Source organism: Mycobacterium sp. PTI7 (assembly GCF_056679845.1).
In genome coordinates this window covers 5555481-5569012 of sequence record NZ_CM155252.1, presented here as the reverse complement: position 1 = coordinate 5569012, position 13532 = coordinate 5555481, and the positions used below count along the sequence as shown (strand labels likewise).

The following is a 13532-nucleotide window of genomic DNA, read 5'->3' as shown; positions in this document are numbered from 1 at the left end:
GTCAGGCTCCCCAGGATGATTGGACGCCGCCGGCACGCTCGGCTTCGATGGTCTCGCGGTAGCCCGAGTCGCGGAAGGCGACCATCGGGCGTTCGGGCAGGCCACGCTCGGCGCGACGCTGGGCGAGCATGGGGCGGACGTCGGTGTAGAAGGCGTCCATCACGATCTCGTTGGCACCGAGCACGTCCCCCGCGTCCTGCGCGACGGCCAGCGCCTCGCCGTCGACGAGCAGCGCGCGCGCCGTCATCTCCTCGACGTTGAGCACCGAGCGGATCTGGCCGGGGATCTTCTCCTCGACGTTGTGGCACTGGTCGAGCATCAGCGCGACGTCGCTGCCGTCGCTCAGTCCGCCGCCGCGGATCACCTCGAACATGATGCGGAACAACTGGAACGGGTCCGCCGCCCCGACGATCAGGTCGTCGTCGGCGTAGAAGCGCGAGTTGAAGTCGAACGAGCCCAGCTTCCCGAGCCGGAGCAGCTGCGCGACGATGAACTCGATGTTGGTGCCCGGTGCGTGGTGGCCGGTGTCGAGGCACACCTTGGCCCGCTCGCCGAGCGCGGAGACGTGCGCGTAGGAGGTGCCCCAGTCCGGCACGTCGGTCATGTACATCGCGGGCTCGAAGAACTTGTACTCGAGGACCAGACGCTGCTCGGTGCCGACGTGCTGGTAGATCGTCGCCAGCGATTCGGCCAGCCGGTCCTGCCGTCCGCGGATGTCGCCCTGACCGGGATAGTTCGTGCCGTCGGCGAGCCACACCTTGAGATCGCGGGACCCGGTCTGGTTCATCACCTCGATGCAGTCGAGGTGGTGGTCGATGGCCTTCTGCCGCACCACCTTGTCGGTGTGGGTGAGGCTGCCGAACTTGTAGTCGTCGTCCTGGAACGTGTTGGAGTTGATGGTGCCCAGCGCGACGCCGTGGTCCTCGGCGTAGCGGGACAGCGCGGCGTAGTCGTCCACGCGGTCCCACGGGATGTGCAGTGCCACCCGCGGGGCGAGTCCGGTCATCCGGTGCACCATCGCCGCGTCGGCGATCTTCTCGCGGACGTCGCGGGGGGTGCCCGGGGTGCCGAAGACCTTGAACCGGGTGCCCGAGTTGCCGAACGCCCAGGAGGGCAGTTCGATCTCGAGGTTGTCGAGGACGGTGTTCGCAAAGGTGGTCATGACATTCCCTGCCCGCTGAGGTGTGTGCTCGGTGCGGTCGCCGGCGGCGGCTCGACCGGTGCTCCGTACCGTTCGTGCTCGATCTCGCGCAGGGTCTTGCCCTGGGTGCGTGGTGCCCATACTGCCCCGATCACCAGGGCGACGGTGAGCAGTCCGACGAGGAGGATGCCGACGGTGGTCAGACCCGTCGCGGCCAGCATCGTCGGGAAGAAGTAGCTCAGCAGGCCGGTCGCCGTGCGGACCACGAAGAACATGACGCCCTGCGCGCTGGCACGGTATAGCGTGGCGAACATCTCGCTGGCCCACAGGCTGTAGAAGGCCTGTGCGCCGATGCCGGCGGAGACGCCCCAGAGGACGGCGAAGATCAGCATCGTCGAGATGCCGCTGTCGGTGAACGCGACGAGGACCGCCCAGGCGACGATGCCGAGCGCGGCGCCGATGACGTACAGCAGGCGCTGCGACATCCGGTCGGCGTAGCGCATGAAGCCGAAGTAGGTGGCCGCCACCGTGCAGCCCCACACCAGCACCTGCAGCAGGTTCTGCTGCACCGGGCTGTGCAGGCCGGCGGTGTCGTAGACGCGCGGCATGAAGATGCCGGCCTGTCCGGCGACGGTGTTCCAGAACAGGTAGATGCCGCCGAGGAACAGCAGCGCGCTGATGTTGACCTTGCGGGAGAACAGGCCGCGCAGGCCACGGGCACCGACGGACGACCCGGCCGTCTGGCCCTCGTCCTCCCAGATCTGCGATTCGCGCAGCCCTTGGCGCACCCACCAGACGACGGCCGCGACGACGAACAGGTGCAGGAAGATGAGCCGCGATCCGAGCAGGCCCAGCGGCGCGAGGGCCGCGGCGAGGCCGAACCCGATGAACGGACCCACCGACCAGGCCAGCTGTGCGGTGCCGACGTGCTTGGCACGCTCGACCGACGGCGCCTGCTCGGCGATGTAGGTCCACGACGCGGGAACCCCTGCGCCGACGGCGATCCCGGTGATCACGAACGCGGCGAGCAGCATGCCGAAGTTGACCGCGAAGGCGGCGATCAGGACACCGGCCATGTAGACCAGCAGGTCGTAGGTGTAGATCGCCTTGCGGCCGAAGCGGTCGCAGAGCGGCCCGCCGATGGCCGCACCGATGGCGGCGCCGAACGCATTGGCGCTCAGCGCGGCGAGCAACCCGACCGCGAAGTTACTGATGCCGAAGGCCTCCTGCCAGAAGCCGAGACTGGTGGCGATGGCGATGATCGACCCGGCCTCGATGTAGTTCGACATCGCGACGGCGATGGTCGCCCGCCAGCCGGTGGTGGAGCGCGCTCCGATTTTCATGGGTGTCCTGATCTCGTTGGGCTCGGGCAGTTAGGCGAAGTGGAAGTACTCGGTGAGGCGCTGCTGGTCGGTGGCGGGATGGGCACCCGATCCGTCGGGTGTGGCGGACGGCCGGAAGTACTCGGACATGACGGCCTGCCACCGCGCGTTGACGTCCGTGTCCGCCATGGCCGCGACGGCGCGGTCGAAGTCGTCGGTCTCGAGGTAACCGACCACCATGCCGTCGTCCTCGCGGAGGAACAGCGAGTAGTTGTGCCAGCCGGTGTCGCGGAGGGCGTCGAGCATCTCGGGCCAGACCTCCTCGTGCGCCGCGAGGTAGTCGTCGACGCGGTCGGGCCGGAGGTGCATCACGAAGCAGACGCGTTGCACGTCGGACCTCCTTGGTCGGCTCGTTCTGAATTGAAACGTTTCATTTAGTGATCCAGGCAACATGCCATGCGTGCCCGCCGACGTCAAGAGGCCTGCCGCGCCGTCTGCCTCCGCGGTTCCCCAGCGCTCGCCAGCTACCCTCGGTGACGTGCGCTATGTGACGGGAGTGACCGATGGGACTTTGCTGTCCCGACGCCGCCTCCTGGTCGGACTGGCCGCCACCGCGGCATTGGCCGGTGTCGCGAAGTACGGCACCGAGGCGCCGGGGCAAGCCGTGACGCCGGCCGCGGCCCCCGCCGGCGCGCCTGCTGCCCTGGTCGAGACCTGGCCCCCGCTGGCGCCGCCGCCACCGGCGAGCGCGCGGGTTCCCCTCCCCGGCGGCGGGGTGCTGAACCTGCTGCCAGGAGCCGGCGATCTGGTGGCCATCACGCTGGACGACGGCGTCGATACCGACGTGGTCCGCGCCTACGCCCGGTTCGCCAAGGACAGCGGGATCCGCCTGACGATGTTCGTCACCGGCGTCTACGCGTCGTGGACCGACAATCGCGACCTACTGGCGCCACTCGTCGAGTCGGGTCAGGTGCAACTCGCCAACCACACCTGGGTGCACCCGAACCTGACGACCCTGAGCCCGCACGAGGTCGCCGGTGAACTCCGTCGCAACGACGACTTCCTGCGCACCACGTTCGGCGTCGACGCCACGCCGTACTTCCGCCCGCCCTACGGCGCGTACGACGACATGGTGCAGAAGGTCGCCGGCGACCTCGGCTACACCGCCACCACGCTGTGGAACGGAACGCTCGGCGACGACGTCGTCCTCGCGCCGCGCGACATCGTCGCCAACGCCGAGAAGTATTGCGTCCCAGGCTCGATCGTCATCGGTCACCTGAACCACGACCCGGTGACGAGTGTCTACCATCAGTTCATCGACGTGATCCGTGCCCGCAACCTTCGCACCGTTACCCTCGACGACGTGTTCACCAAGCCCGAGGTCGCCCGGCTCGTGTCCGGGTATCCGTCCTGAAGCGCACCCTCGGCACGTCCGATGCGGTCGCGATCGGACTCGGCTCGATGGTCGGCGCCGGCATCTTCGTCGTACTCGCAGCGGCGGCCGCCGCGGCGGGTAGCGGACTGCTGGTGGGCCTCGCCATCGCGGCGGTCGTCGCCTACTGGAACGCCACGTCGTCCGCGCGGCTCGCCGCCCTGTACCCGCAGTCCGGTGGCACCTACGTCTACGGCCGCGAACGGCTCGGCCCGTTTTGGGGCTACACCGCCGGCTGGAGCTTCGTCGTCGGCAAGACCGCGTCGTGTGCGGCGATGGCGCTGACGGTCGGGTTCTACGCGTGGCCCGATCACGCGAACGCCGTCGCGGTCGCGGCCGTGCTGGCCCTGACCGTCGTGAACGTGCTGGGCGTGCAGAAGTCGGCGTTGGCGACCCGCGTCATCGTGGCCGTCGTGCTGGCCGTGCTCGCGGCCGTCGTGGTGGCGATCGTCGACGCCGACGGCATCGATCCCGGGCGGCTGAGCGTCGCGTCCGACGCGGGCGTGGCGGGGGTGCTGCAGGCGGCGGGGTTGCTGTTCTTCGCGTTCGCCGGCTACGCCCGCATCGCCACGCTCGGTGAAGAGGTGCGCGATCCGGCGACCACCATCCCGCGGGCGATCACCGTCGCGCTGGGCATCGCACTGGTGGTCTACGCGGTCGTCGCCGTCACCGTCCTGTCCGAACTGGGCAGCGCCGCACTCGCTTCGGCGACAGCGCCGTTGGCCGACGCCGTCTCGGCTGCGGGCCATCCGGGGCTGGTGCCGGTGGTCCGGGTGGGGGCGGCCGTCGCCGCGCTCGGCTCGCTGCTGGCACTCATCCTCGGGGTGTCCCGGACGACGCTGGCGATGGCCCGCGACCGTCACCTCCCCGGCACACTCGCCGCGGTCCACCCGAGGTTCGACACTCCGTATCGCGCGGAGATCGCCGTCGGCGTGGTGGTGGCCGTCATCGCGGCGCTGGTCGACGTCCGGGGTGCCATCGGGTTCTCGTCGTTCGCGGTGCTGGTGTACTACGCGATCGCCAACGCGTCGGCGTTCACGTTGGGCCGCAGGGCGGTTCCGGTGCTGGGTCTCGTCGGCTGCGTGGTGCTGGCGTTCGCCCTGCCGCTCGCGTCGGTGCTGGCGGGCGTCGCTGTGGTGGCCGTCGGCGCACTTGCCTACGTGGTGCGGGGCCGCATCTCTGGCGCGTGAGGCCACGATGGTGTGTAGTTCCCATTCGTGAGCGCATTCAGCTGGACACCCGTTGCCCGTGACGCCGTGGTGGTCGGACCCGACGAACGGTTGAGTTGGCCCCGCACCATCGGCATCGGCGCCCAGCACGTGGTCGCGATGTTCGGTGCGACGTTCCTGGTGCCGGTGCTGACCGGGTTCCCGCCGGCGACGACGCTGCTGTTCTCCGGTGTCGGCACGATCCTGTTCCTGATCATCACCGGCAACCGCCTGCCCAGCTACCTGGGCTCGAGCTTCGCGGTGATCTCACCGGTGGTCGCCGCCGTGGGATCGAACGGTGCGGGCGGGGCACTCGGCGGGTTGGTCGCGTTGGGCCTGGTGCTGATCCTGATCGGCGTGCTCGTCCACGTCGGCGGCACCCGGTGGCTCAACGCGGCGCTGCCGCCGGTCGTGACGGGTGCCGTGGTCGCGCTGATCGGCTTCAATCTGGCGCCCGCGGCGAAGGACAACTTCGTGCAGGGCCCGCTGGTCGGCATCATCACGCTGGTGCTGCTGGTGGGGACGCTCGCATTCTTCCGCGGCATCGTCGGCCGGTTGGCGATCTTCATCGCCGTCGTGGTCGGCTACGCGCTGGCATGGGTGCTCGACGACGTCGACGCCGAGGCCAAGGCCGCGATCGACGCGGCGGCGTGGATCGGGCTACCGCAGTTCCAGACGCCAACGTTCTCGCTGGCGGTGCTGCCGCTGTTCCTGCCGGCGGTCATCGCGTTGGTCGCGGAGAACATTGGTCACGTGAAGTCCGTCGGGCAGATGACGGACACCGACACCGACCCGCTGATGGGCCGTGCGATCGCGGCCGACGGCGTGGCGACCACGTTGGCGGGCTTCGGCGGCGGATCCGCGACGACGACGTACGCCGAGAACATCGGCGTGATGGCGGCGACGCGCGTGTATTCGACTGCGGCCTACTGGATCGCGGCGGTCGTGGCGATCGTGCTGGCGATGTGCCCCAAGATCGGCGCGCTGATCTCCGCCATCCCGCCCGGCGTGCTCGGCGGTGCCACCATCGTGCTGTACGGACTGGTCGGCGTGCTGGGGATCAGGATCTGGCTGACCAACCACGTCGACTTCAGCCTGCCGATCAACCAGATGACGGCCGCCATTCCGCTGATCATCGGCATCGCCGACTTCACTTGGACCGCAGGTAATTTGACGTTCACCGGCATCGCACTCGGCTCGATCGCGGCGCTGATCGTCTACCACGGGATGAAGCTGCTCGGGCTGCGGACCGCACGCGCCGAGGACACCAGCCCGCTGCAGCCGTGACCGTCCTAGGCTGAGTGCATGGACCACCTCACCGACGACGTCATCGCCTTCCTCTCCGAGGGCACCCGCACCGGCAAGCTCGGCTACGTCGCATCGGACGGCCGCCCGCTGATCGCACCGGTGTGGTTCATTGTCGATGGCGGCCAGCTGATCTTCAACACCGGCCGCGACACCGCGAAGGGCCGTGCGCTGGCCCGCGACCCGCGGGTGGTGATCTGCGTTGACGAGCAGGACCCGCCGTTCTCGTTCGTCCAGGTGCAGGGCGTCGCGTCGACGGGTGAGGAGCCCGACGACCTGCTCGACACCGCCACCCGGATCGGTGGCCGCTACATGGGAGCCGACCGCGCCGACGAGTTCGGCCAACGCAACGCCGTACCCGGTGAACTCGTCGTGCGCGTGACGCCCACCAAGGTGATCGCCGCATTCGACGTCGCCGACTAGAACGGCGGCGGCGGTTCGGGTTCGCGGCGCTTGTTCTCGAGGAAGGTTTCCTCGTAGGTGTAGTCCTCTTCGCAGCGGTGCAGGGGCGGCGGGTTGACCCGGTACTCCCGGTTGGCGTGGCGTTCGGCGACGATGTCGGCGGCCTGCTGGGCGGCGCGGGTGCGTCTGCGGCGCGGCATCATCGCCGTCCGGTCACCACCGGACTCCTCGCCCCCGGGTTCGGGGGTGGTGGGTTCGGCCGGTCCGGTCGGTTGGCTCAACGCCGGGAAGATGTCCCCGCTGCCCGGCGACGTCGGGTAGCACTCCCCAGCCGGGGAGGTCCACAGCACCGTCCCGTCGGGTAGCTGTCGGTCCCGCCATCCCCAGAACGTCTTGCACAAATGATGAAAACGGCACAGGCACTTCAGGTTCGACGCATGCGTGCGCCCACCCGCCGCCCACGGAACGGTGTGGTCGACGTCGCAGCCGAACGCCGGCTCCTCACACCCCGGGAACCGGCACGTCACATCGCGGGCCCGCACGAAGTCCGCCAACGCCCGCGACGGCCGGTACCGGCACTCCGGCTCCGCAGCCGCCCCGGGATGCAGCACCGGCCGGATCAGCGCGTCTTGGGCCAACGCTGCGATGATCTCCGGGGCGATCAACCCCTCATATCCGGCGGTGATCGCGACCCCGCGCCGATCCCCCGCCAGTGCGGCCCGGTCGGCGACGACGTGGATCACCACCGCACTGGTCACACCGCGCCCGCCGGCGGGGCAGTCGTCGCGGCGGCAGTGGCACGCCATCCGGTCCGCCCCGGCGGCCATCGCGCCGATCGCATCCCCGCGCCGCTGCGAGCGGGTGCGGGGGTCGTGCTCGCAGACGGTGTCGGCCAACTCGCTCAACCGCGCCGCGGCGGCGGCGGCATCGGTGGCGAACACCGTCATGGTGACGTAGGCCAGGCCGTGTTCGATGCCCTCCACCGTCACCCCACGGTCGGTGACCCGATGTTCGCGGCGGCGGACCGCGTCGAGGTCGACCTCGGCGACGATCGCGTCGATGCGGCCGTCCAACGCGGTCCGGTTCAACCGCCCCCAGCGTGGTGCCCGCTTCGCGAGGACGGCGTCGACCCCGGCGAGGACCTCCTCGTCGAGGATCAACCCGGTCCGGAACGCCGCCGCCCGAAACAGCGCCTCGTCGACGTCGCCGGCCAGGAACCGCGCCCCCAGCAGGGGGAGCTGCTCCCGCAGCGCGCGGGCGTACCGGACGTGCGCACCGGCCCGCTTCCGACTGACCCCGAGGGCGGCGGCGATCTCCACCGTCGCCGCACCGGTCGCGTCGACCCACCACTCCTCGGTGTCCTCACCGTCCTGCGCCAACCGCAACGCCATGAAGTCCGCGATCGCGACCAACCGCTGGGCTGCCGCTTGAGCCTCCGCACGCGCCGCGACGCCCATGCGCTGCAACAGCAGCGACGCGGGATCGGATGACTCGAACATGTGTTCGATTCTACCCTGGGCCACCGACACGTGACTGTCATCTCCCAAGACATCGGTGACAGTTCTGCATCAGGACATCGGTGACAGTTCTATTGGTCTTGGTGGTGACACTCGTGCGCCAAGGCTTCGGTGGTGGCTGTCAATGAACCGATCGATCCTTTGGTCCGTCTGGCGATCTCGCAGTGGCCCGATGACGCTCCTCGGGGTGCGGTGTCGACCTTCTGTGCCGAGTACGGAATCTCTCGTAAATCGTTCTACGAGTTGCGCAAGCGTGCGGCGACCGACGGGCCGGCAGCGGTACTCGAACCCAGGACGCGGCGACCGAAGTCGAGCCCGTCGAAGTTGAGTGACGAGGCCAAGGACCAGGCCCTTGCGGTACGCGCCGCGCTGGAGGCCACCGGGCTGGATCACGGGCCGATCAGTGTGCACGACAAGATGCACGCGATGGGCCTAGAGCAGGTCCCGTCCACGGCGTCGTTGGCGCGGGTGTTCCGTGAGGCCGGCGTGGCTCGCCTCGAGCCGAAGAAGAAGCCCCGCTCGGCGTGGCGCCGGTTCGTCTATCCGGCCCCCAATGCATGCTGGCAACTCGACGCCACCGAGTACGTGTTGAGCGGTGGGCGGCGGTGCGTGATCTTTCAGCTCCTCGATGACCACTCCCGCTACGCGCTCGCCTCCCACGTCGCACTCAGCGAGACCGCCACGGCGGCGATCGCCGTGGTCGACAAGGCCATCGCCGAACATGGAGTGCCACAACGACTGTTGTCCGACAACGGACATGCATTGAACCCGTCGCGCCGCGGGCACGTCGGCCAACTCGTCACCCATCTGGCTGCCCTGGGCGTGGAGGCGATCACCGGCAAGCCCTACAAGCCGACCACCCAAGGAAAGAACGAACGGTTCCACCAAACCCTGTTCCGCTACCTCGACAAGCAGCCCATCGCCGAGTCGCTGACCGAACTCCAACACCACGTCGACGCCTTCGACCACATCTACAACACCGAGCGCCCCCACCAAGGGCTACCGGGACGCGTCACTCCCCGCACGGCATGGGAAGCCACCCCGAAAGCGCCAGCGCCTCACCCCAAGCCCGCCCCTTTGTCCTTCGACCATGCCGTAGTCAAGCCACACCGGCCCGCACCAGCGCCCGCCGACCTCCCCCACGGAACCTCGGTCAAGACCCTCAACACCGCCGGTGCCTTCGTCCTCGCCGGCGTCACCTACAAAGTCGATGGACGACGCAGCTTCGAGCAGATCCTGGTCGTCATCGACGGCGACAACATCATCGCGGCCGATCTCGACGGCGAAGTCCTCATCGAACACACCCGGCCCGCACCCGGGATCACCTACGTCGGCAACGGACGACCCCGCGGCCCACACCCCACAACCACCGGACCGTCACCGAAGTCCTGACACACCAACTGTCACCGATGTCCTGACACAGAACTGTCACCCATGTCCTGAGACATCACACCACCGACACGTGACAGCATCTCGTCATGTCCGCTCGCCACGCACTCGTCCGCAGACCGTCGCCCCGGCTCGCCGAGGGGCTCGTCACCCACATCGAACGGAGCGAGAAGGTCGACGTCGAACTCGCACAACGACAGTGGGACGGTTACGTCGCCGCGCTCACCGACGCCGGGTGGACCACGCACGAGGTGCCGCCCGCACCGGAGTGCCCGGATTCCGTCTTCGTCGAGGACACGATGGTCGTGTACGGCGACCTCGCGGTCATCAGCCGCCCAGGTGCCGACGAGCGCAAACCGGAGACCGCTGCCGCCGAGGAATCCGTGCGGGCCCAGGGCTATCGCATCGCGCACGTCGAGGCGCCCGGGACGCTGGACGGCGGCGACGTGCTCAAGCATGGCGGCACCGTCTGGGTCGGCCGCGGCGGCCGCACGAACGACGACGGGATCGACCAACTCCGAGGCCATCTCGAGCCGCTCGGGGCGCACGTGGTCACCGTTCCGCTGACCAAGGTGCTGCACCTCAAGTCCGCGGTCACGGCCCTGCCCGACGGCACGGTCATCGGCTACGCGCCGGTCGTCGACGACGCCGACGTCTGGGGCGACCGCTTCCTCGCCGTCCCGGAGGAACCCGGCGCGCACGTCGTCCTCCTCGACGACGACCTGCTCCTGATGTCCGCAGCAGCGCCGGAGAGCGCCAGGATCTTCGAGGATCGCGGGTATCGCACCGTCCAGGTGGACATCTCGGAGTTCGAGAAGCTCGAGGGCTGCGTGACGTGCCTGTCGGTCCGCCTGCGCGGACGCCCCGGCTAACCGCGAGCGGGCAGCCCGTTCGGTCCGTCCGTCGACGCCGCGTAGGTCCCGACGGCGAATGCGACTGCGGGACCGGCGATCGCGAGCGCATCGCGGTCGACGTTGGCGATGGTGTCGCCGCGGGTGCGGTACGCGGGATCGAACGGCCGGCCCGCCCGGCCGCCCCACAGCCTGGCCTGCACCTCGCTCTTGCGGCCGGCCGCACCGGTGGTGATGCCGCCGATCGGGATGCCCGCGGCGAGGAACGGTGCGTAGTCGCCGGACCGGCCCAGCGGCTGGTCCGCGGGCCGCTTGCCCGCCAGGTTCAGATAGCCGGCGAGCGTCCGCTCGATGCCCGCCGAGCCCGCAGGCACGCTCGCGGCGGGCACCTGCGGGTTGGGCGTACCGGACTGGTCGCCGTCGTAGGTGAAGTAGCCCGCGTTGATCGAGCCGAGCTGATCGGCGTTCAGGTACATCGCGAGATCGGCCACCCCGTCGCCGCCGAGGCCCGCGAGGTACTTCGTCGACCCCTCCTGCCCCGCCTCCCCCGCACCCCAGAACGCGAACCGCACGGCATTGGTCACGTCCGGCGACGATCCGAGCCGCACCGCCGTCTCCAACACAGCCGCGATGCCGGACCCGTCGGCGTTGAGGCCCGGACTCCGAGGCGCGGAGTCGAGGTTGGTGCCCGCCACGATCACCCGGTGCGGGTCACCGGTCTTGGTCTGGGCGAGCACGTTTCGCGACGTGACGGTGCGCGACCTGGCGTCGAGCACGAGCTTCACCCGGGCGGAGGTGCGCCGTAGCGCCGCGTCCACGTCGCGGCCGATCACCGCCACCGGCCCCTTGAGCTGCTGGTAGTAGCCCGGGGTGAACAGCCCCGGTGCGCCGGAGTCACTGACCACCAGGAGCCCCACCGCGCCCTCGTCGGTCGCCACGTTCTGCTTCTCGACCAGCGAGCAGTCGGCGTCGTCGACCACCACGATCGCGCCCCGCACCCGCGCGTCGCCGTAGTCGGCGGTCGTACAGCCCGCAGGCTTCTCCGGCCGCAGCGTCTGCGCGTTGAGCCCGCCGGCGGGGGTGGGAACCAGCAGCGACGCCTGGTCCACGGGGAAGCTGCGGCCACCGACCGTCAGCGTCGGCGCGCCGGCCGCCGCGAGGACGACGCGGTCGAAGTCCGCGGTCTCGACGTCGAAGCCGTTGTCGCGCAACACCCCGGCAACGTAGTCCACGCTAGCGTCGTAGCCGGGGGTGCCGTCGGCCCTGCTGCCGCCGTGCTCGTCGGCGATGTCGCTCAGCCGCTGCAGGTGGCCGAACATGCCGTCGACCGTCACCTTGGTCGCCAGGTCGCGCGCCAGATCGACCGGCTCGGCCGCCTTCTCGGGCGCACCGCACGCCGCGAGCACGACGACCGCCACCGCGGCGAGCGCGCCCGCGACGGTCCGCGTCACTGTTCGGTCACCACGTGCCGGGTGCGGTCCTCACGGATGGGAACGCCGTTGCGCCCGGTCTCGTCCTGTGCGTACAGCCCCACCGCGTACGCCACCCCGCGGCCTTGGATCTCGAATGCGGTGCGATCGACGTTCTCGATCGTGTCCCCCGCCTTGTGATAGTTCGGGTCGAACGGCTTCTCACCCTGCCCGCCCCAGAGGTCCGCCTCCTCGACCGACTTGTTGCCCTCGGCCCCGGCGAACAGCCCGCCCGCCGGGATGCCGGCCTGCGTGAACCCGTCGTAGTCGGAGCGCCCGTCGAAGTCGGTGTCCCGCCCCGGCTTTCCCGCTCCGGCGAGGTAGGCGGTCAGGGTCCGCTCGATGCCCGCCGAACCCTCGGGCACGCGCGGCACGCCACCCGGCGACGGCGGTGCCGACTGGTCGCCGTCGTAGGTGAAGTAGCCGGGATTGGGCGAGGCCAGCATGTCGAAGTTCAGGTACAGCGCGATGTCCTTGAGCGCTTCGACGTCGAGGGTCTCGATGTACTTCGTCGAGCCGACGAGCCCCAGCTCCTCGGCGCCCCAGAAGCCGAACCGCACGGCGTTGCGCACCTGCGGCGAACTGCCCAGTTGCACGGCGGTTTCCAGCACGGCGGCGACGCCGGAGCCGTTGTCGTTGATGCCCGGGCCCTCCGGCACCGAGTCGAGGTGTGCACCCGCCATCACCACGTTGTGCGTGTCGCCGGTCTTGGTCTGGGCGACGACGTTGCGGGTGCGTTCGACGCGCACGCCGGCGTTGAGCTTGAGCGCGACGTCGCCGGGATTCGCCCGCAGGCGCGCACCCTCGGCCTTGGCGACGCCGACGACGGGGATCTTCACGTCCGTGTCCGCGCCGAGCGTGCCACCGATCTGATCGCCGTCGACGTTGTTGACGACGATCATGGCGCGCGCCCCGCGCTCGGCGGCGATCTGCTGCTTGATGCCGAAGGCACACGCGCCGCGGTCGACGAGCACGACGGCGCCCTCGACCGGCAGGCCGTCGTAGTCGGCCGGCGCGCAGCCCGGGGTTTCGTCGACGCGGGCGGGCACCAGTCGACCGGTGACGCCCTCGGGCGGCGTGCCGATGGTGTAGTTCAGCGGGGTCGCCTTGACGGACTCGTCACCGACCAGCAGCGCCGGCTCGTCGGCGAACGGCAGACGTACCTCGAACTCGTCGGTGGTCACGTCGAATCCCTTGTCGCGCAGCACCCCCGCGACGTAGTCGACGCTCGCGGCGTAACCCGGCGTACCCAGGGCGCGGTTGCCGTCGTTGGCGTCGGCGATCTCCTGCAACTTGCCCAGGTGGCCCATCATGGCGTCGACGGTCACCTTGTTCTGCTGCTCGACGGCGAAGTCCCGCGCCGGACCGGCCGCCGGGGACGGCGTGCTCGAGGGGGCGTCCGGCGCCGACGACCGTCCGCAGCCGGCAAGCATCATCATCGTCACCGCGAGGATCACCATCGTGATCCGAGTTCCCTGCCGCATCGTCCCCACGTT

General features: G+C 69.8%; 12 protein-coding genes. 6 read left to right on the top strand and 6 right to left on the bottom strand.

The genetic code is table 11. The annotated features are described in order from the left end of the window. Position 1: 1 nt before the first annotated feature. Genes rhaI through AC1MEY_RS26735 form a run of 3 tightly spaced genes read right to left on the bottom strand, consistent with a single transcriptional unit; the run spans position 2 to position 2832 of the window. Complete coding sequence (gene rhaI / locus AC1MEY_RS26745; RefSeq protein ID WP_480228355.1) at positions 2–1162, bottom strand: L-rhamnose isomerase; 1161 nt, start codon at positions 1160–1162, stop codon at positions 2–4. Continuing rightward, positions 1159–2484: an MFS transporter gene (locus AC1MEY_RS26740; RefSeq protein ID WP_480228354.1), complete on the bottom strand. Its 1326-nt coding sequence runs from the start codon at positions 2482–2484 to the stop codon at positions 1159–1161. The genes rhaI and AC1MEY_RS26740 overlap by 4 nt, the downstream gene beginning before the upstream one ends. 30 nt (positions 2485–2514) lie before the next feature. Then, positions 2515–2832: an L-rhamnose mutarotase gene (locus AC1MEY_RS26735; RefSeq protein WP_480231688.1), complete on the bottom strand. Its 318-nt coding sequence runs from the start codon at positions 2830–2832 to the stop codon at positions 2515–2517. A 169-nt stretch (positions 2833–3001) separates the two neighbouring features. Between AC1MEY_RS26735 and AC1MEY_RS26730 the strand changes: the two genes are divergently transcribed. Genes AC1MEY_RS26730 through AC1MEY_RS26715 form a run of 4 tightly spaced genes read left to right on the top strand, consistent with a single transcriptional unit; the run spans position 3002 to position 6831 of the window. Continuing rightward, positions 3002–3877, top strand: a complete 876-nt coding sequence (locus AC1MEY_RS26730; RefSeq protein WP_480228353.1) for a polysaccharide deacetylase family protein — start codon at positions 3002–3004, stop codon at positions 3875–3877. A gap of 47 nt (positions 3878–3924) precedes the next feature. Continuing rightward, positions 3925–5085, top strand: a complete 1161-nt coding sequence (locus AC1MEY_RS26725; protein ID WP_480228352.1) for an APC family permease — start codon at positions 3925–3927, stop codon at positions 5083–5085. A 27-nt stretch (positions 5086–5112) separates the two neighbouring features. Next, on the top strand, positions 5113–6390 hold the full coding sequence (locus AC1MEY_RS26720; RefSeq protein ID WP_480228351.1) for a uracil-xanthine permease family protein: 1278 nt from the start codon (positions 5113–5115) through the stop codon (positions 6388–6390). Between the two features lie 18 nt (positions 6391–6408). Next, a complete protein-coding gene (locus AC1MEY_RS26715; protein ID WP_480228350.1) occupies positions 6409–6831 on the top strand; it encodes a PPOX class F420-dependent oxidoreductase in 423 nt (140 codons plus the stop codon). Here AC1MEY_RS26715 and AC1MEY_RS26710 read toward each other — a convergent pair. Further along, the gene (locus AC1MEY_RS26710) at positions 6828–8309 is read right to left on the bottom strand and encodes an HNH endonuclease signature motif containing protein (protein ID WP_480228349.1); all 1482 of its coding nucleotides are present in this window, start codon (positions 8307–8309) and stop codon (positions 6828–6830) included. The genes AC1MEY_RS26715 and AC1MEY_RS26710 overlap by 4 nt on opposite strands. A gap of 129 nt (positions 8310–8438) precedes the next feature. Between AC1MEY_RS26710 and AC1MEY_RS26705 the strand changes: the two genes are divergently transcribed. Beyond that, positions 8439–9719 carry an integrase core domain-containing protein gene (locus tag AC1MEY_RS26705; RefSeq protein ID WP_480228033.1) on the top strand — a complete coding sequence of 427 codons (1281 nt, stop codon included), beginning with the start codon at positions 8439–8441 and terminating at the stop codon, positions 9717–9719. 86 nt (positions 9720–9805) lie between these two features. Continuing rightward, positions 9806–10588, top strand: a complete 783-nt coding sequence (ddaH, locus tag AC1MEY_RS26700; RefSeq protein ID WP_480228348.1) for a dimethylargininase — start codon at positions 9806–9808, stop codon at positions 10586–10588. On the opposite strand, the gene AC1MEY_RS26695 is transcribed toward ddaH, so the two are convergent. Both AC1MEY_RS26695 and AC1MEY_RS26690 read right to left on the bottom strand, forming a co-directional pair. After that, positions 10585–12018, bottom strand: a complete 1434-nt coding sequence (locus AC1MEY_RS26695; RefSeq protein ID WP_480228347.1) for a M28 family peptidase — start codon at positions 12016–12018, stop codon at positions 10585–10587. The genes ddaH and AC1MEY_RS26695 overlap by 4 nt on opposite strands. Beyond that, entirely contained in the window at positions 12015–13520 is a 1506-nt protein-coding gene (locus AC1MEY_RS26690) for a M28 family metallopeptidase (RefSeq protein ID WP_480228346.1), read from the bottom strand. The genes AC1MEY_RS26695 and AC1MEY_RS26690 overlap by 4 nt, the downstream gene beginning before the upstream one ends. Positions 13521–13532 lie beyond the last annotated feature (12 nt).

Bases quoted from the DNA above. Each gene is read 5' to 3' on its own strand.
- rhaI (WP_480228355.1), bottom strand. From the start codon at position 1,162: ATGACCACCTTTGCGAACACCGTCCTCGACAACCTCGAGATCGAACTG.
- AC1MEY_RS26710 (WP_480228349.1), bottom strand. From the start codon at position 8,309: ATGTTCGAGTCATCCGATCCCGCGTCGCTGCTGTTGCAGCGCATGGGC.
- AC1MEY_RS26725 (WP_480228352.1), top strand. From the start codon at position 3,925: ATGGTCGGCGCCGGCATCTTCGTCGTACTCGCAGCGGCGGCCGCCGCG.
- AC1MEY_RS26735 (WP_480231688.1), bottom strand. From the start codon at position 2,832: ATGCACCTCCGGCCCGACCGCGTCGACGACTACCTCGCGGCGCACGAG.
- AC1MEY_RS26715 (WP_480228350.1), top strand. From the start codon at position 6,409: ATGGACCACCTCACCGACGACGTCATCGCCTTCCTCTCCGAGGGCACC.
- AC1MEY_RS26690 (WP_480228346.1), bottom strand. From the start codon at position 13,520: ATGCGGCAGGGAACTCGGATCACGATGGTGATCCTCGCGGTGACGATG.
- ddaH (WP_480228348.1), top strand. From the start codon at position 9,806: ATGTCCGCTCGCCACGCACTCGTCCGCAGACCGTCGCCCCGGCTCGCC.
- AC1MEY_RS26740 (WP_480228354.1), bottom strand. From the start codon at position 2,484: ATGAAAATCGGAGCGCGCTCCACCACCGGCTGGCGGGCGACCATCGCC.